This is a genomic window from Antribacter soli, from assembly GCF_021568775.1.
Lineage (GTDB): Bacteria > Actinomycetota > Actinomycetes > Actinomycetales > Cellulomonadaceae > Antribacter > Antribacter soli.
Window position 1 is genome coordinate 86898 of sequence record NZ_JAKGSG010000025.1, and the last position, 18192, is coordinate 105089.

Genomic DNA, 18192 nt, shown 5'->3' on the forward strand with positions numbered 1-18192 from the left:
CGCTACTTGAGGCTGCCGATGGTCACTCCGGAACGCCAGTAGCGCTGCATCGCGATCATCAGGGCGACCATGGGGATCGTCGAGATCAGCGAACCCGTCACGACCAGGCTCGTGAGGTCCACGGTGCTGTCCGTGCCCCGCTGGAGCCAGGAGTACAGACCGAGCATGACAGGCCACTTCTCCGCGCCCTTGAGGAACACGAGCGGCCACATGAACGTGTTCCACGATGCCACGAAGTGGAGCAGGAAGATCGTGGCACCGGCAGTCCCCATCAGGCGGGCCGCGATGGACGCGAAGATGCGGTACTCCCCCGCGCCGTCGATCCGCGCTGCCTCGATCAGCTCGCTCGGGACGGCGCCCTCGGCATAGACCTTGGCAAGGTAGACGGAGAAGGACCCGAACATGCCGGGCAGGATCATCGCCCAGATCGTGTCGTAGATGCCGATCCGCGAGAAAAGCACGAACGACGGCACGATCATGAGAGAACCCGGGATGAGGAACGACCCGATGATCAGGCCCATCGTCAGCGCGCGCCCCCGGTACTGGTACTTGGCGATGCCGTACCCGGCGGCGAGCGAGACCGCGGTCAGGCCCAGGGAGCCGAGCGTGGAGTAGACCACGGTGTTCCACAGCCAGAGGCCGAAGATCCCGTCCTGGTAGGTGAACAGGGTGGCGAGGTTCTCGGACAGGCGGAAGTCCGCGAACCACAGACCGTTCGTCGTGTACAGCTGACCGTTCGACTTGGTCGCGGCGACGACGAGCCACCACAGCGGCCCCACGGCGTAGGCGGCCAGCGCGACCAGGACGGCCAGCACGAACCAGCGCGACGCTCCCCGGGCCTCGGCCGCGGTCGGCTCGTCCGCGCTGCGCCTCACTGCCGCGCGGCTCACGGCTCGCTCCGGTTCAGGAAGCGGTAGATCACCGCGGAGCCGGCTCCGACGACGAGCGCGAGCACGATCGACAGCGCCGTGGCGTAGTTGACGTTACCCACCTGGAACGCCTGGTTGAAGATCATCATGGCGGGAGTGAAGTCCTTCGTGATCGATTCCGGGGTGACCGCCCGGAAGAGCAGCGGCTCGTTGAAGATCTGCAGCGTGCCGATGATGGAGAGCAGGCTCGTCAGCACGAGCGGACCGCGCACGAACGGCACCTTGATCGACCAGGCGATCCGGGCCTCCGACGCACCGTCGAGACGTGCGGCCTCGAAGATCTCGTGGGGTACGGCCTGCAGCGCGCCGTAGAGGATGAGCATGTTGAACCCGATGCTCCCCCAGACCGCCAGGTTGCCGATGGAGACCCAGGCGAGGCTGCTCGAGTAGAAGTTCACGTCCAGGCCGAAGAGCTCGAAGAACTCGTGCAGCGGACCGACGACGGGGCTGTACAGATAGATCCAGATCATCGTGGCGACGATGCCCGGCACCATGTACGGCAGCAGCAGCGCGATGCGGAACCTCGCGCCCACGCGGCGGCTGGCGGCGTCGAGCACGAGCGCCATCCCGAGGCTGACCACCTGCGTGAGGGGCACGACCACGACGGCGTAGAGGCCGACGCGCCCCATGCCCGCCCAGAACACGGTGTCGGCCCCGGCGCGGAGCAGGTTGTCGGCCCCGACGAACGTGACCGTCGAGCCGCCGAAGCCCAGGCCCGACGTCTTGGTGCTGTAGACGCTCTCACGGAGGGCCATGACGATCGGGACGAGGACGAACAGCGTGAACCCCGCGAGGAACGGGAGGCTGAACGAGGCGCCCTTGAGCGCCTGCAGGGTGCGCCATCGCGGACCCCGGCGCCGGACAGGAGGGGACGCTGCCGGAGGCCGCCCCGGGGTGGGTGGCGCGAGCCCCGGCTCGTCTACGGTGGTGGTCGATGCGGACATGAGCGTCCCCTCCTGTGTCGTGCGCGTGCCGGCGGTCGTCGTCAGCTGGTGTGCGCGATGCCTTTGCTCTCCAGGTCGCTCTCCACGAACTTCTGGACGGCGGCCAGCGCCTCCTCGACGGTGATCTCGCCGGCCACGGCCTTGCCCCACTGGTCCTGGAGCTCCGGGAACCACGCGTCGTAGTTCGGCCCGAGCTCGAACTTGCCGACGGTGGCCGCCTGCGCCTCGACGATCACGTCGGCCGCCGCGGCGTCGTCGGTGAAGAAGCCCTCCGGCACCACGTCGGCGACGTACTCCGACGGGTCGGGGATCTGGGTCGGGAAGCCGACGGCGCCGGTCTCGGGGTTACGTCCCGCCTCGATGCCCTCCGCGGTGGTCCCCCAGTCGACGAACGTCATGACCGCGTCCGGGTTCTCGCATCCCTCCGGGACGAACGACGGCGTGGTGCGGCCCGGCGTCACGGTCTCGTCCGCGTCGGCGAACTGCGGGATCGGTGCCGCCTTCCAGTCACCCGCCGACTGGACCAGGTTGGTCTGCAGGCCGGTGATCGACCACCACTGGGTCGTGGTGGACGCCATGTTGCCCGAGTCGAAGTACGAGTACAGCGCGGGCTTGTCCTGGTAGGTCTGGTTGGAGACCAGATCCTCGTCGATGAGCGTCTGGACCACCTCGGCGGCCTCGAGGGTCGCGTCGTCGGTGAAGTTCACCTTCCACTGGTCGCCGTCGATCGCGAACCACTCGGCGCCGGCCTGCTGGGCGAGGTTCATGAGCGTGCTCGGGTCCTCGCCGGCGAGGTTGGTCACGTCGACGCCGCCGGCCTTGAAGGTGCGGCCGGCCTCGAGGAACTCGTCCCAGGTGGTGGGGACGTCCACGCCGAACTTGTCGTACGTCGCCGTGTTGACGATCAGGAACTGGCCGTCGGCGCCGCTGGGGAGCCCGTAGTACCGCTCGTTGACCTGGGCGGCGGCGAGCGCACCCTTGCTGTAGAGGTCTGCCGACGGCTCGACGGCGTCGGTGATGTCCTGCGCCCAGCCGTTGACGACCATCGTCGTCAGCGGGGCGAAGCCCTGGACCAGGCACGGCACTGCCGAGCCCGCCTCCACGGCGTTGCGGAAGTTCGTCGCCGTGGCTGTGTTGCTGGCCTGGAGGACGTACTCGACGACGACGTCGTCCTGCGCTGCGTTGAACGCCTCGGCGTACTGCTGACCCGTCTCGGCGTTCCAGCCCCAGACCTCGATGGTGACGGGCCCCTCGGGCTCGGCCTCGGCCGTCGCGCCGCCGGCACCGGCTCCGCCGTCGGAGCACCCGGCCAGGGCAGCCGTGGCCGTCGCCGCAGCGACGAGGCTGAGCCACCTGTTCCTCGTGATGTTCATGCGTCTTCCCTCTCCCTCGGGTTCCCCGCCGTCTCGGCGGGCAAAGAGTTCTCCCCCAGTGACCGTTCAGGCACTGTGGTCGTGCTGGGGCGCCGCCGTCCGGTGCCGGGCGCGCAGGGCGCCCGGCACCGTTCCCCGTCAGCGCCGGGTCAGCAGCTGGATCTCCGCGATGTTCACGTTGCCCCCGTGCTCGTCCACCACCCGGACGCGGTCGTACTGGACCCGCTGCGGGAGCTCGAACAGGTACCAGTCGGGGTTCGTGATCCCGTTGAACGTCCAGAACGTCTCCCAGGTCGCACCGCCGTCGTTCGACCCCTGGACCTCCGTCCCGATCGCCCGGGACAGGTGCGTCGACCGCGGGTGCATGCGGATCAGGTCGACGGTGATCGGCGTGCCGTCGGTCGGGGTGACCGTCACCCACCCGTTCGACGCCGTCGTGTCCGTGAACGTCGTGATGTCGCCGTCGAACATCCGCCAGCCGTTGGCCTGCGTGGTCCCCGTGCCCGGCCAGAGCGGCGTCGAGGCGTTCACCCACTCCGGCACGACGGGGACCTTGACCAGGCTGCTGTTCCAGAGCCGGAGCGAGGACCCGTCGGTGGTCGACAGCACGGTGGCGCCCTCGAGCCCCGCGGCGGTCCGGTAGTCCACCACGAAGCGCAGCGTGCGGCCGAACTCGACGTCGTCGGGCAGGACCACCTGTGCGCGCCACGTGCGCGGGTCGGTGCTCGTCACGGTGGCCGGGACGCCCTCGACCGTCGCCCGGACCTCCGCCAGGGGCTCGAGCGCGACGACGTCGAGGGTGACCGTGTCGCCGTCCACGGCGAGGCCCGGGTCGGCGTTGCTGCTCGAGATCGTCACCGACTCGATCACCCGGGCCATCTCGTGGCGCTCGCCGTGGATGCGCACCTCGCTGAAGGACGAGATGCCGGGATACGCCGGGTCGGTGGGGACACCGGGGTGGTCCACCTGCACCTTGAGGAACCGGAACGTCTGGCCGCGCACCTCGGCGCGCACGGGGATCGTCTCCATGACGAACCCGGCCGCGGCGGTGTCAGTGGTCTCCCGCTCGGTCAGGAGCGTCCACGTGCGCCCGTCGTTCGACCCGTAGGCGTTGGCGCCCTGCGACCGGTTGGCGAAGTTGTACCGGGCCTGCAGGCCGATCGCGTCGGCGCGGAACCGGAACTGCTGGCCGAGGTCGAGCGTGAACGGGGCGCGGAGGTCGCCGGTCGTGGTGTTGAAGTCGCCGTCGACGAGGTTGTTGACGTTCACCGTCGCGGGCGAGGACGTGACGAGCCCGCGCAGGTCGACCGCCCCGTCCGCGAGGCGCGGCGTGAGCAGCTTCAGCCCGCGCACCGCCTCCTGCAGCCGCACCAGCCCGGCGAGGAACGTGGCGTCGTCGCCCGAGTCCAGGGCGTCGACGGCCTCCTGGCGGACCGCCTCGAACGCGGCCAGCGAGTCCGATACGTACGCCGCGTCCGCGTCGTAGCCCACGAGGGCCTCGTCGAGGGCGGCCGCCCGGTCGGGCGCGACGACGACCGTGACCCGCAGGACGGACACCGACTGCCCGTCGTCCGCGGCGACGTCGAAGGTGCGCACCCCGGCCTGGGACGCGCGCGGCGTCCACGTGAGCTCACCGGTCGCCGGGTCGAGCCGGGCTCCGGCGGGCAGCCGCACGCCCGTGTACCGCAGGGCGTCGCCGCCCGCGTCCGTCGCTGCGAGCGAGCGCACGAGGGGGGCACCGGCGACAGCCAGCACGCGGCTGTCCCCGACGGCGTCGAAGCGCGGGACGGTGAGGCTCGTCTTCGCCGTGAGGTCCACGTAGTCGAGGTCGACCCGCACGTCCGCCTCGCCGAGCACCGTGAAGTAGGCGAGGTTCTCGCCACCGAGGCTGCCCGGCAGCTTGGCGGCGTCGACGTCGAACGTGACGTATCGCCACTGGCCGCGCGTGTTGGGCACCAGGACGTTCAGGCGGCGTGCCGGGTCGCTCCCGATGGCGACGGTCGCCTCGCCGTCGGTGCGGACGAGCACGCCCACCGGGCTCTCCCCCGACCGGCTGACGTACATGAGGGTGCGGACCGCCACCGTGTTGTTGCCGGCCTTCGACGCCTTCATCCGGACGAACGACCGGTCGCCCTCCGTCAGGACCGCCGAGCTGCCGGCGACGGCGGAGCTGCGCGTCTCGAGCTGGACGCGGGCGTCGGTCGCGACGGGACGCGTCTCGCCGGCGATCTCGGCCGGGAGCGACAACCAGTACTCGGGGCTGTAGTCGGGGTTCGACTCCCAGGAGTTGTACGGGAGCGTGCCCCAGAAGAGCTTGGGCCCGTCGGCCTTCGCGTGCAGCTCCGCAAGGTGCGGCGCCTCCGTCTCGACGTCGACGCCGAGGTCGTACCTGTACACGTGGTACAGCTCGTCGATCGGGTTGAACACGCGCCCGCGGTAGGCCTCCGACAGCGCCCCGGGACCACCCGTCGTGTCGATCCACGGGACGTCATGGCCCAGCATGTAGGCGACGAACGTGTCGGCGCCCGCGAGCAGGCGACGGTCGAGGAACTCGTAGGGCGACACCGCGTCGGGAGCGTCCGACACCGTCCCGGCCACCGGGTCGAGCGTGGTGCCCTGCACCGTGAGGAAGCGCGCGAGCGCACCGAGGATGTTGACGCCGTCCCACGCATGGGCCTGGTCGCGGCCCATCTCCTGGTGCTGCACGAACGAGTACCCGTACGGGTTCAGCGGGTCATCGGCCTCGATGCGGCGGAACAGGCTCGCCATCGCGCCGTTCTGCTCCGGCCGCGTCGTCGTCGCGTTGACGGTGTACCACTCGACGGCCTCCTCGTAGCGCTCGCGGTTGCCCGTGAAGATGTACCCCGCGATGGCCCCGGTGAGCGGGTACCCGTGCTGGTTGAGGTAGCGCCAGTTGGTGTGGAGGAACGTCTCCGTCATCGGGACGATCAGGTTGTCCGTCAGCAGCTGGTCGTCCTGCTCGTGCCAGGCAAGGTCGTAGGCCGCGTGGTCCGCGTCGAAGCTGGTCGCCCTGAAGATCTCCGCCGCCGCGAGGAGCCGGTACAGCGGGACACCCGAGTGGATGTGGGCGTCCGGGTAGTACGCGTACTGCGCCGGATCCATGTGGCTCCAGATCCGGATGATCCGCAGGCCGTTCTCCCGGTACACCGGGTCGCCCGTCATCACGTACAGGATCGCCTGCGTGTAGGCGCCGAACGCGTCGCGGATGAGCAGGCTCTGCGTCCCCTGCGACGCGAACACGGCCGTCTTGGGCCGGTCGAGCACCGTGCCCGCGTTCGCCGAGCGCAGCGTCCGGGACGCGAACGCCGTCTCGTTCATCGCCGCGTAGTAGCTCGCCCAGGGTTCGACGCCCGCCTGGACCTGGTCCCGGGCATTTCGCAGGCTGTCGGCGTCGACGCCGATGCCCGGGTGGACGAAGCCGTTGCTCACCGTCTCGGTGATGACGACGGGTTCGGGGACCGCGGCGGCGGCGGTCGCGGCCGGCACCGTCGCGATCACGGCGGCGGACGTCGCGAGGGCGAAGGTCGTCCCGACCGCGACCCACACGCTGACCGCACCCCGCACCCTCGAGCGCCTCGTCTTCGAGCGCTGTTCCATGGAGTCCTCCTGAGTGACTCGCCGGCGCACCTCTGCGTCGGCGTGTCCCGGCGACGTCGCCGGTGACCGAGTCCCAGGAAAGCGTTATCCTGGCTCCACGTCAAGGGGGGTCCGCAGAACGGTGCCCAGCGGGACGACGTCGCCGGTCGCGCGGCGGCGTCACATCGTCGTCGCCAGGGTCCGGGGCGGCGCGCCCTCCGCCGTCCCGGAGCCCCGTCCTGGGGAGGTCTGCGCGGACGGGCCGGCGAACACCACATGGCGCTGGACCGTGTACGCGGCCAGGAACAGCGTCGCGTCCGTGACCACCTTGGCCACCAGCAGCGGCACGCCCAGCGTCCCGTTCAGCGCGTCGAGCATCCCGTAGCTCGCGGCGAGGAGCAGGCCGGCGAGCGCCGCGTACTGCACGGCCGAGCTGCGGACCGTCGAGGTGCGCCCGGCGCGGAACACCACGCTGCGGTTGATCGCGAAGTTGACGCTGCCCGACACCAGGCGCGCGCCGACGACCCCGGCCAGGAGGGAGCCGGTCAGCGCCTGCAGCGCGACGAGCAGCACGGCGTCGAGCGTGAACGCGATGAGCCCGGACGCGGCGAACGCGAGCATCGGCCCGAGCACGCTCGCCGAGTCGTGCAACGGACGGAAGTGCGACGACGCGTTCCGGTCCAGGTAGACGGTGCTGATCGGCACCTGGCCGATGGGGCCGCCCCAGCGCGTGGCCTCCAGCAGCACCCGGAACTCGTAGTCGAACCGGTCGCCGCGCACGGCGAGCAGCCGCGGCAGCGTGCCCGCACGGAAGCCGCGCAGCCCGGTCTGGGTGTCCCCCACCCGCACCCCGGTCGCGAGGCGGAAGGTCAGGGCGCTCACGGCGTTGCCCACGCGGCTGCGCAGCGGCACGTCACCGGCGAAGCCGCGCACGCCCAGCACGACGTCGGCCGGTCCGTCGCGCAGCGCGTCGGCGACGGCACGCACGTCGTCGGGCAGGTGCTGCCCGTCGGCGTCGGCCGTGACCACGTCGGCGCCGGGACGACGCCGGACGACGTCGTCGAACGCCGTGCGCAGCGCCGCCCCCTTGCCGCGGTTGCGCTCGTGTCTGAGCACGCGCGCGCCGCGCTCCTCGACGGCGGCGAACACGGGGGCGAAGGCCGGGCCGGAGCCGTCGTCGACGACGAGCACCTCGTCCAGGCCTCGCTCGGCGAGCTGGTCGACGAGGGTGAAAAGCCGGGCGTCAGGACGGTAGGCGGGGATAACGACGATCATCGTCATCACCCGGCCACGTACAGGATGTCCGAGGTGGCACGCTCGCCGCCGTTCGACGGCTGGTTCACGACCTCGCCGTTGAAGTACAGCGTCGAGGAGCCGCCGCCGTCCAGGTTGTACGCCGTGGTCGCGCCGTTGTCGATCATGATCTGCGCGAGCTCGGTCATGGTCACGCCGCGGCTGTAGCCCTCGTCGCGGCCGTCGACCACGACGATGATCAGGTGGTTCTCGTCGACCACCCCGATCGCGGTGCGGGGCTGCTCGCCCTGGATCGAGTGGTTGCCGACGTTCGTGTCGATCTCGACGTCCTCGATGCCGTCCACGATCTCGCCGCCGGTGACGACGGCCGGGCCGAAGGACAGGGTGTTCCACACCCCGTCGGCGAGGAGCTCCTCCGCCGTCGTCGTGGTCTCGTCGTAGACCTCGACGCGCCCGTCCGTGTAGAAGGCGAGGCCCTGGCGGGCGCCCTCGTCGCGGTAGACGACGCCGTTGCGGATGACGATGCCGCTGTCGCGGAAGCCGTAGTAGTCGCCGTTGACGGCCAGGACCGCTCCGACGTCCTGCGCGATCTCGCTCGTCAGCGCGGTGATGTTCTCGCCGAACTGGTTCTGCGCGAACGCGGACCGCAGCTGGGTGGCGTCGTCGAGGACGACGTCGGCCACGTAGTACGTGACGGTGTCGTCGCCCGAGCCGGTGGTGACCTGCTCGATCGAGATCGACGTGTCGTCAGAGGTGTACGTGGTGTCGGTGACGGTGGCGTCCGAGGTGGCGTCCGACGTCGCGCCGGCCGATGCCGTCGTGCCCAGCGCCGCCTCGTACGCGGACACGTCGCTGATCACGACGTGCTCCACGAGGAAGCGGTCGGCCGCCCACGCGGCGCCGCCGGCGACCGGGAGCAGGAGGCCGACCGTGACGCCGAGGGCGATCCTGCGACGACGACGGCGGAGCGTGGGGTCCGGCCTGCCGGGGATCTGGTGCGCGGTGTCGTGTCTCATAGGACCTGATCGAAAGGCAGCGCCCTGTGGCGGCCGTCCGACAGCCCTGTGACCTGGCTATGAGCGGTCTGGATCTAATCCATGGTGTGGCCGCCATTGACGGTTATCCGCTGCCCCGTGACGAAGCTTGCCGCGTCGGAGGCGAGATAGGACACCGCGGCGGCCACATCTGCGGGACTTCCGATGCGGCCCAGAGGGACCTCGGACCGATATCCGGCCAGATCGACGTCCGGGAGCGCGCCGTGTCGTTCGACGGGCACCCAACCCGGCGCCACGAGGTTCACGGTGATCCCGTCGGCGCCCAGCTCCCTGGCCCACGAACGGGTCAGCCCCCACTGTGCGCCCTTTGCTGCCACATACGCAGACTGACCGGGCAGCGCGCGCTCGAAGATGTCCGACCCGATCTGAATCACCCGCCCGTTTCCGGCCGCCCGCATGTCCGCCAGTACGGCGCGGAGCAGCAGGGTGGGGCTCTTGACGAAGAATTCCAGCTGGTCCAGATGATCACGCCATTCGAGCCGGCCGAGGGGAATCTCCGGTTGAGGGCCGGTCGCGTTGGCTACCAGCACCTCCACCGGGCCTAGTGCGGCACGAACACGCTCGACCAGGTCTTCCACGGCGGACTCGTCGGTGACATCTGCGCCGAACGCCTCGGCGATTCCGCCGACCGCGCGGATGTCGGCGACAACCTGCTCGGCCCGCGACCGACCCGCGGCGTAGTTGACCGCAACGGCGAACCCGTCGGCGGCGAGCCGTCCGGCGATGGCGGCGCCGAGGCCGCGGGAGGCACCGGACACGAGTGCGACGGTCATGGGTACACAGTGCTACACCAGCCGCGCTCGTGTCTGCGTCAGTCCTCCCGCAGGACCACCTCGACGAGCAGCAGGTCGCCGCTGTCCGCGCCGTCCACCGCCTCGACGCGGAACACCACCTCGCCCGGGGCACCCGCCTCGCGCACGGCCCCCGTGAGGTCGTACTCGTGCTCGGCGAACCCCTCGCGGTCGGCCGGGGCCGTCGGCGCCGTCACCTCGAGGCCGTTGAGGAGGATCCTCCGCCGGCTCGCAGCGCGGTCGACGAAGCGCGCCCGCACCGCTGCCGGGCCGTCCGGGCAGCGGAGCCGGTACTCGAACCATCCCGTCGTGCTGCGCCAGTGGATCCCGCCGCTGCCGCCGGCCCGGGTCCGCTCCCCCGTGAACCCGTGGTCCACCTCGGGCTGCTGCTCGCCGGCGGCCACCTTGTCGAACACCGTCGCGGCGGCGTCGGCGGCGGCGTCGAGGCTCCGGAGCGTGTCGAGCGCGCGGGACGGGTCGGCGTCGGCCGCGAAGTAGATGCTGTACCGCTCGTCGTGGATGCCGGCGAAGGGCTCGAGCAGGACGGCGCCGGGGACGAGCTCTCCGGACCGCTCCCGGAGCACCGCGAGCTCGAAGGTCAGCGTCGGCTCGTCGACGGGCGCCACCGCCGACTCCGGAGGCTCGGCAACGACGATGGGACTCTGCCGCATCGGCACCATCCGGCCGTGGGCGACGTGCGCCATCCGGTCCGGCCCCGCGACGAGCCCCGCGAGCTTGCCTGCGCCGCCGCGTGACGCGAGCACGACAGGGCCGTAGCGGAACGCCACCCAGCCGGACCCGTCGGGCAGCGCCTCGGCGACGAGCCGGGGCTCGAGCCGGATCGCGACCGACGTCGTACCGCTCCACGTCCGGGTGAGCTCGACGTAGCCGTCGACGACGACCGGCTCGACCGGCTCGCCGTCGACGCGCAGGCCCACGAGCTCTGCCCAGGACGGCACGCGGAGGCGCACGGTGCGGGCCCGGGGCGCGGCGGACGTGACGCGGATGAGCGCCTCGTCGCGGTACGGCAGCGCCGTCGACACCTGGACCCGCAGGCCCTCCTCCGCCCACTCGAGGACCGAGGGCGCATAGAGCTCGACCCGGAGGTCGGGCCCGTCGTGCGTGTAGATCAGCTCGTTGTACCGGGTGTGGCCCTCCAGGCCGGACCCGACGCAGCACCACATCGACAGGTGCGGGCGGGAGTACACGCGGTAGTGCACCGGCCGCATCGGCGTGAAGTAGACGAAGCCGCCGCGCCGGGGATGGACGGACGAGACGAGGTGGTTGAACAGCGCCCGCTCGGCGAGATCGATGGCGGCGACGTCGTGCCGGCGGTCGAGCCGCAGTCGCGCCAGCTCGACCATGTTGTGGGTGTTGCAGGTCTCGGGCCCCTCGCGATCCGTCATCACCTCGGTGAAGTCGGAGGACGGGTGGAAGTGCTCACGCACGCTGTTCCCGCCGATCGCCAGCGTGCGGCGCTCGACCACCGACGTCCAGAAGGCGTCGGCCGCGGTGGCGAACCGCGCCTCCGGGTCGCCGTCCGGCGCCAGGTCGGCCAGGCGCTGGTAGCCCAGCACCTTGGGGATCTGTGTGTTGGCATGGAGCCCGTCCAGCGGGTCTCCCCCGTCGGCCAGCGGGTCCAGCAGCCTGCGGTGGGACAGCCGCCGCCCCTCGGCGACGAGGTCCTCGCGGCCGGCGAGCGTGCCCAGCTCCACGAACGACTCGTTGAGCCCGCCGAACTCGGCGGTGAGGATCCGCTCGACGTGCTCGTCGGTGAGGGCCTTCGTGACCGACAGCCACCAGTCGGCCCAGCGCGTCGCCATGGTCAGCGCGCGCTCGGAGCGCCCGTGGGTCGCCGCGTCGATGAGGCCGGCGAGCGTCTTGTGCAGGTTGTAGACCGGCACCCACCGGCCGTTGAGGGAGAACAGGTCGGCGTCGATGCGCCCGGCGGCGAGCTCCTCGCCCAGGGCAGGCCCGTCGGGCACGCCGCCGACGTAACCCGTGCCGACGGCGTCCTGGCAGCGCTCCAGCACGTCGAGCAGGTGCTCCATGCGGTCGTGCAGCACGTCCAGGCCGGTCACGGCCCAGAGCTTCGCGTGCGCGGACAGGACGTGGCCCCCGATGTGGCCGTCGAGCCCGCCGCTCTCCCAGTCGCCGTAGGGCTCGGCCTCGCCGTCGAGCCCCGCCGCGGCGAGGAACGGCGCGAGGAGCCGGTCGAGATCGATGTCGAGCACCGCTTCCAGCGCCCGCTGCTGGGCGACGGCGAACGGTCCGGGGCCGAGCCGGACGGTCCCCAGCGGGAACGTCCGGCCGCTGGTCGTGGCCGGTGTGGTGCTCATGGACGATGCGACTCCTTGCAAGGTCGCACGGCTCCGTCGCCGGGCCGTGCTGGGGACGGCGCGACTCTACGGGAAACGGTCACGCCCCGGTCGTCCGTGCCGAGGTCAGGGCCACCTCCACCGCCTCGGCCGGCGTGGCGGCGGCAGGCGGCCCGTCGGGCAGCGGCCGCCCGTCGCCGTCCAGCACCTGCCAGCCGCCCAGGGTGACCACGGGGACACCGCGCCGCATCGCGAGGGCGAGCTCCGAGAGCGTGCCCCACGAGCCGCCGACGACGATCACGGCGTCCGCCGACGCGACCAGGATCGCGTTCCTCGCCTCCCCCATGTTCGTGACGACCGCCGCGCTCAGGGGGCTCGCGTCTTCGCGTGAGCCCCCGGGCAGGATGCCGATCACGAGCCCGCCCTCGGAGCGGGCACCGGCGGACACGGCCGCCATCACGCCCGCGCCTCCTCCGTTCAGCACGGTCACGCCCGCCCGGGCGAGCAGCCGTCCGACGGCGTACGCGTTCTCCTCGTCCTGCGCCGTGCCGTCGCGCGGCCCGCAGACGGCAACCTGGACGGTCATGGCTTGGTCCTCTTCATACCCATAACCATGCACCTCCGGTCGCGCGGAATACCCCTCGGGGGTATATGGTTGCGGCAGACGCACACACCGAACAGCACGGACGATTCCAGTCCAGGAGGTACGGCTATGACGCACGACCACTCCCACGCGCACGAGGCACCCACGATGCCGCCGGAGGCGGGCGCCGACGAGACGGAGCACGCGCAGCACGCGGGCCACGGGGCTCACGCGGACCACGCAGGGCACACCGCTCACGCGGACCACGCGGAGCACGCCGGTCACACCCGGCAGATGGACCACGCAGGCCACACAGGCCACGCCGGTCACACCCAGCAGATGGACCACACGGAGCACGCCGGCCATGCGGGCGGCGGTCACGCCGGCCACGGCGCCGACCACGTCGGCCAGTTCCGTCGCCTGTTCTGGATCATGCTCGTCCTCGCCGTGCCCGTCGTCGCCGCCTCGCCCATGTTCGCGATGGTGCTCGGGTACGCGCTGCCCGCGATCCCCGGGCTCGGCTGGGTCTCGCCCGTGCTCGGCACGGTGATGTACGTGTGGGGCGGGCGCCCCTTCCTCACCGGCGCCGTGTCCGAGCTCCGGGCGCGGACGCCCGGGATGATGCTGCTCATCGGCCTCGCGATCTCGGTCGCGTTCGTCGCCTCCTGGGGCGCGAGCCTGGGCCTGCTGGACCACCAGCTCGACTTCTGGTGGGAGCTCGCGCTCCTGATCGTCATCATGCTGCTCGGGCACTGGATCGAGATGCGCTCCCTGGCGCAGACGACCTCAGCCCTGGACTCGCTCGCCGCCCTGCTGCCCGACGAGGCCGAGCGGGTCGAGGGTGGCGACGTCGTCACCGTGCCCCCGGCGGAGCTCCGCGCGGGCGACGTCGTCGTCGTGCGTCCGGGCGGACGCGTGCCCGCCGACGGCCGGATCACCGAGGGCTCGGCCAGCATGGACGAGTCGATGATCACCGGGGAGTCGCGGACGGTGCGGCGCGAGCCCGGTGACCCCGTCGTGGCCGGGACCGTCGCGACCGACTCCGGGCTGCGCGTGGAGGTCACCGCCGTCGGCGAGGACACGACACTGGCAGGGATCCAGCGGCTCGTCGCCGAGGCCCAGAACTCGTCCTCCCGGGCGCAGCGGCTCGCCGACACCGCCGCAGGCTGGCTCTTCTGGTTCGCCCTCGGTGCGGCGGCCCTGACGGCCGTGGTGTGGAGCATCGTCGGGCTGCCGGACAGCGCGGTGGTCCGCACCATGACGGTCCTCGTGATCGCCTGCCCCCACGCGCTGGGTCTGGCGATCCCGCTGGTCGTCTCGATCGCCACGGAGCGGGCCGCCCGCGGCGGCGTGCTGGTCAAGGACCGGCTCGCGCTCGAGACGATGCGCACCGTGGACACCGTGCTGTTCGACAAGACCGGCACCCTGACCAAGGGCGAGCCCGTCGTCGCCGACGTCGAGCCGGCCGAGGGGTATTCGGCGGACGACGTGCTCTCGCTGGCCGCCTCGGCCGAGCGCGACTCCGAGCACCCGCTCGCCCGCGCGATCGTCCAGGCCGCCGCGCGGCACTCCCTGACGACCGCCCCCGCACAGGACTTCCGGTCCTCGCCCGCCGTGGGCGTGCGCGCCGTCGTCGCCGGCCGGGTGGTCGAGGTCGGCGGGCCCAACCTGCTGCAGGAGCGTTCGGCGCTCGCGCTTCCCGTCACCGACCCGTGGCGCGAGGAGGGCGCGACCGTCCTGCACGTGCTGGTCGACGGGAAGGTGGCGGGTGCCCTGCGGCTCGCGGACGAGATCCGCGAGGAGTCCCGCGAGGCCGTAGCCGCCCTGCACCGCCGCGGTGTCCAGGTCGTGATGATCACCGGGGACGCCGAGGCGGTCGCCGCGTCGGTCGCGTCCGAGCTGGGCATCGAGCGGTACTTCGCGGGGGTGCGCCCGGAGGACAAGTCGGCCTCCGTGCAGGAGCTCCAGCGGGAGGGTCGCAAGGTCGCCATGGTCGGCGACGGCGTCAACGACGCCCCCGCCCTCGCCCAGGCCGACGTCGGGATCGCGATCGGCGCGGGCACCGACGTGGCCATCGCCTCCGCGGGAGTCATCCTCGCGAGCGACGACCCCCGGTCGGTGCTCTCGGTGATCGAGCTGTCGCGGGCCGGCTACCGCAAGATGCAGCAGAACCTGTGGTGGGCGGCCGGGTACAACCTCATCGCCGTGCCGCTCGCCGCGGGCGTCCTCGCCCCGGTCGGGTTCGTGATGCCCATGTCGGTCGGCGCCTTGCTGATGTCGGCGTCGACCGTCGTCGTCGCGCTCAACGCCCAGCTCCTGCGGCGGCTGGACCTCCGGCCGGAGGTGAGCGCCCGGCGGGGCTGAGCCGGTTTCTCCCCCCGGCCGAGGTAGTGGCTCCGTCGGACGGCGGAGCCACTACCTCGCCAGCGGGCTTTCGGTCACGACCCTCCGTGCCGGGTGAGTGCGAGATGGTGCGCGGCCCGGCGGTCGAGTTCTCCGTCCGGGTCGCTGCCGCCGAGGTCGTCATCGAGAGCGTGCGACAGCCCGTGGCGGGCACTGCGACGTCGTAGCGATCCATGAGTACGCGAAGGTGCCCGGGCCGACCTGCGGCCCGGGCACCCTCGGCGACCTACCCGCGGATCAGCCGCAGGTCACCCCCGGGTTCGCCGGCGGCGCCCCCGTGCCGACGTACCCGAACGACGTGCTCGCGCCCGCCGCGAGGTTGCCGTTCCACGCCAGGTTCGTCGCGGTGGCGGTGGTGCCGGACGTGGTGACGTTCGCGCTCCAGGCCTGGCTCAGCCCGCCCGGCGCGAGGTTCCACGACACGGTCCAGCCGGTGATCGCCGTCGCGCCGGCCGTCACCGTGATCTCGCCCTGGTAGCCGCCGCTCCACGAGTTCACGGTGCGGTAGGTCGCGGTGCACGACCCCACAGGCGTCGTCGGGCTCGTCGTGGCCGTCACCGCGGCCGAGGCCGCCGACACGTTCCCGGCCGCGTCGCGGGCGCTCACCGTGTACTGGTACGCGGTGCTCGGTGTCAGCCCGGTGTTCGTGTACGACGTGCCGGTCACCGTCGCGACGAGCGTGCCGCCCCGCCGCACCTCGTACCCGGTCACCGCCACGTTGTCGGTCGACGCCGTCCAGGAGAGCGACACCGACGTCTGGGTCACGCCCGTTACCTGCAGCCCCGTCGGGACGGTCGGGGCCTGGGTGTCCGGCTCACCCGTGTCCGCCCCGAAGAGGCGGTCGTAGTCGGCGAGCGCCGTCGCGACCGCGGTCTGCGCCCAGAACCGGTGGTAGCGGAACTGGGGCGCCGCACCGCCGTCGAGGTGCGCCTGGACCTTCGACCACTCCGGGTCGTCCAGATAGAAGGACCGGATGTCGAGGAAGGTGGCTCCCGGCGCGACGATGTCGCCGTTCGGCATGTCGCCCGACCAGCCCGACGGCACGTACAGGCCGTTGCCGCCCGCCACGTACTCGTCGTCGAAGCGCGCGTAGTCGCCGCGCGTCTCGTTGGCAGCCACGCCGATCGCGTCGCTGTTCTGCGTCCAGATGGCGTCGAGAAGCTCGCGTGCCGTGTCCTTGGCCTCCACGTCTCCCGACGCCGCGGCGTAGTACATGAGCGTGCGGGCGAGGGCGCCGGCGACGCCGACGTCCTGGCCGTAGCTCCGGACGCTCACCGACAGCCCGGAGTTGCTGCCCGGGTTCGCCGGGTTCCAGGTGTCGGGCTGGCCCGACCACGTGAGCTCCGAGGGGATCTGCCACGAGGTGGCGGTGACGGTGATGTTGTCGACGACCCAGGGGACCCACTTGTCGAGCAGCGCCTTCGCCCGCGCGTCGCCCGTCTCGTGGTAGAGCTGGGCGACCCGCTCCATGCCCCAGCCCTGCATGCCCATCCACTGGTTCGACGGCGGGTCGTGGTAGACGGGCGCCACCTGATATCCCATGCCGTAGAAGGTGGCCGTGCCGGCGGGACGCGCCCCGTACGCGCCGTCCCAGCTGTTGGTGGCGCCGCCCGCGATGCCGCCCTGCGGCGACTGCAGCCAGGTGTAGAACTCGATCTGGCGGTCGAGGCTCTCCTGCCAGTCGGCGGCCGCGGTGGGGGACGACGGCTCCAGCGCCGGGTCGTTGGCCAGCGCCCACGCCGCCATCGGGTTCTGGTAGCCGAAGTGCGCGTGGCTCGACCCGATGCGCCACGCCCACGGGCTCGACGTGCTGAGCGACCCGCCCCACGCGTAGTACCACGACATCAGGTAGTGGGCGCTGTCGCGCCCGGTCCCCGCGGGGCAGGAGGGCGAGGTACAGCCCATCGTCTTGAAGTACTTGTCGAACATCGCGTAGCGCAGGTAGTCGCCCATCTTGGACGCCTTGCCCACCGTCGCCGCGACCGCCTGAGGCTGACCCTGCTCGGTGGCGAACTTGTTCGCCCAGTAGGCGGCCTCGACGGCGCGCGCGTCGGCGTCGGGCGCGTTGGTGTACTTCCACTGCCGGGCGTAGGCCGCGTCGCCGGTGAACAGGTCGAGGTACCCGTTCGGGCCGCCGAAGCTGAAGTCTTCGATCGACGGCTGCGGGACCGTCTCCCACACCGACTCCTGCGGACCGCGCTGGAACGTGTTGATGTACGACGTCCCCTCGTAGGTCGGGCCGAGCAGGCTCGACGAGCCGGGCGCCGCACCGAACCCGTAGACGTTGTCGACGTCGGCGAGCCAGTGCATGCCGTAGACCTCGGACGTGCCGTAGGTCGAGCGCAGCTCGGCGCCGAGCGGGTCGCGGCCCACGGCGACGCTGTTCGTGAGCTGGGACGGGTACTGGCTCGGGTGGTTGTACTCGGAGGCGTACGTCGCGGGGCTGTTGGGGTTGTACGACCCGTTCGTCGGCTGGTTCGCCGTCTGCGGGATCATGTACTCCTCGAGCGTGTCCCACGCGTGGTTGAACGGTGCCCAGTCGCCGGTGACCTGGCCGTAGGAGGTCTCGAGCCACAGCCAGAACGAGTACGCCTCCGACGTGGTCTCGTGACCGTAGTCGGGCGCCTCGACCATGAGCGTCTCGACGGCGTGGTACGGGATGCCCTGCGGCGAGAAGTAGCCGTTGGCCGGGTCGTGGATCTTGGCGTAGAGCTCGAGGAATCGGTCCGTGTACTCGCCGGCCGCCTGGACGGACACGTCGGCCGCGGCTGCCTGCGCCGCTGCGGGCTGCGCCGTCGTCGGATCGGCCGTTGCCGGCTGGACGGCCATGAGGCCGCTCACCGCGAGCGCCGTCGTCGCGAGCACCGCCGCGGCCCCCGCGCGCCGGGACCGGTGTCGGGATCGGGTCGGCGGGTGATCCGCCGGCAGTGTGAGTGGTTGTCGTC

The 18192-nt window shown here is 71.7% G+C and carries 11 protein-coding genes; 1 reads left to right on the forward strand and 10 read right to left on the reverse strand.

What is annotated here, in order from left to right:
* Window positions 1-2: 2 nt before the first annotated feature.
* The 9 genes from L1785_RS07860 to L1785_RS07900 form a co-directional block, all read right to left on the reverse strand.
* The gene (locus L1785_RS07860) at window positions 3-890 is read right to left on the reverse strand and encodes a carbohydrate ABC transporter permease (RefSeq protein WP_236088663.1); all 888 of its coding nucleotides are present in this window, start codon (window positions 888-890) and stop codon (window positions 3-5) included.
* Window positions 887-1873, reverse strand: a complete 987-nt coding sequence (locus tag L1785_RS07865; RefSeq protein WP_236088664.1) for a carbohydrate ABC transporter permease — start codon at window positions 1871-1873, stop codon at window positions 887-889. Before L1785_RS07865 ends, L1785_RS07860 begins: the two co-directional genes overlap by 4 nt.
* A 41-nt stretch (window positions 1874-1914) precedes the next feature.
* Window positions 1915-3246, reverse strand: coding sequence for a type 2 periplasmic-binding domain-containing protein (locus L1785_RS07870; protein WP_236088665.1), 1332 nt, complete (start codon window positions 3244-3246; stop codon window positions 1915-1917).
* A 138-nt stretch (window positions 3247-3384) separates the two neighbouring features.
* Window positions 3385-6864 (reverse strand): putative Ig domain-containing protein, encoded by a 3480-nt coding sequence (locus L1785_RS07875; RefSeq protein ID WP_236088666.1) that lies wholly within the window; start codon window positions 6862-6864, stop codon window positions 3385-3387.
* A 159-nt stretch (window positions 6865-7023) separates the two neighbouring features.
* Window positions 7024-8124 carry a bifunctional glycosyltransferase family 2/GtrA family protein gene (locus L1785_RS07880; RefSeq protein WP_236088667.1) on the reverse strand — a complete coding sequence of 367 codons (1101 nt, stop codon included), beginning with the start codon at window positions 8122-8124 and terminating at the stop codon, window positions 7024-7026.
* Window positions 8124-9113: a phosphodiester glycosidase family protein gene (locus tag L1785_RS07885; RefSeq protein ID WP_236088668.1), complete on the reverse strand. Its 990-nt coding sequence runs from the start codon at window positions 9111-9113 to the stop codon at window positions 8124-8126. Before L1785_RS07885 ends, L1785_RS07880 begins: the two co-directional genes overlap by 1 nt.
* Window positions 9114-9187: 74 nt before the next feature.
* The gene (locus L1785_RS07890; RefSeq protein ID WP_236088669.1) at window positions 9188-9925 is read right to left on the reverse strand and encodes an SDR family oxidoreductase; all 738 of its coding nucleotides are present in this window, start codon (window positions 9923-9925) and stop codon (window positions 9188-9190) included.
* A gap of 38 nt (window positions 9926-9963) precedes the next feature.
* Window positions 9964-12282, reverse strand: coding sequence for a beta-L-arabinofuranosidase domain-containing protein (locus L1785_RS07895; RefSeq protein ID WP_236088670.1), 2319 nt, complete (start codon window positions 12280-12282; stop codon window positions 9964-9966).
* 79 nt (window positions 12283-12361) lie between these two features.
* A complete protein-coding gene (locus tag L1785_RS07900) occupies window positions 12362-12847 on the reverse strand; it encodes a TIGR00725 family protein (protein ID WP_236088671.1) in 486 nt (161 codons plus the stop codon).
* Window positions 12848-12973: 126 nt separating this feature from the next.
* Here L1785_RS07900 and L1785_RS07905 point away from each other — a divergent pair, with 126 nt between their 5' ends.
* On the forward strand, window positions 12974-15208 hold the full coding sequence (locus L1785_RS07905; protein ID WP_372461829.1) for a heavy metal translocating P-type ATPase: 2235 nt from the start codon (window positions 12974-12976) through the stop codon (window positions 15206-15208).
* A gap of 276 nt (window positions 15209-15484) precedes the next feature.
* On the opposite strand, the gene L1785_RS07910 is transcribed toward L1785_RS07905, so the two are convergent.
* Window positions 15485-18112 carry a glycoside hydrolase family 48 protein gene (locus L1785_RS07910; protein ID WP_308113292.1) on the reverse strand — a complete coding sequence of 876 codons (2628 nt, stop codon included), beginning with the start codon at window positions 18110-18112 and terminating at the stop codon, window positions 15485-15487.
* Between the last annotated feature and the right edge of the window lie 80 nt (window positions 18113-18192).

Coding starts and splice junctions, on each gene's coding strand:
- L1785_RS07895 (WP_236088670.1), bottom strand. CDS start 12,282: ATGAGCACCACACCGGCCACGACCAGCGGCCGGACGTTCCCGCTGGGG.
- L1785_RS07880 (WP_236088667.1), bottom strand. CDS start 8,124: ATGACGATGATCGTCGTTATCCCCGCCTACCGTCCTGACGCCCGGCTT.
- L1785_RS07875 (WP_236088666.1), bottom strand. CDS start 6,864: ATGGAACAGCGCTCGAAGACGAGGCGCTCGAGGGTGCGGGGTGCGGTC.
- L1785_RS07890 (WP_236088669.1), bottom strand. CDS start 9,925: ATGACCGTCGCACTCGTGTCCGGTGCCTCCCGCGGCCTCGGCGCCGCC.
- L1785_RS07865 (WP_236088664.1), bottom strand. CDS start 1,873: ATGTCCGCATCGACCACCACCGTAGACGAGCCGGGGCTCGCGCCACCC.
- L1785_RS07870 (WP_236088665.1), bottom strand. CDS start 3,246: ATGAACATCACGAGGAACAGGTGGCTCAGCCTCGTCGCTGCGGCGACG.
- L1785_RS07885 (WP_236088668.1), bottom strand. CDS start 9,113: ATGAGACACGACACCGCGCACCAGATCCCCGGCAGGCCGGACCCCACG.
- L1785_RS07900 (WP_236088671.1), bottom strand. CDS start 12,847: ATGACCGTCCAGGTTGCCGTCTGCGGGCCGCGCGACGGCACGGCGCAG.
- L1785_RS07905 (WP_372461829.1), top strand. CDS start 12,974: ATGACGCACGACCACTCCCACGCGCACGAGGCACCCACGATGCCGCCG.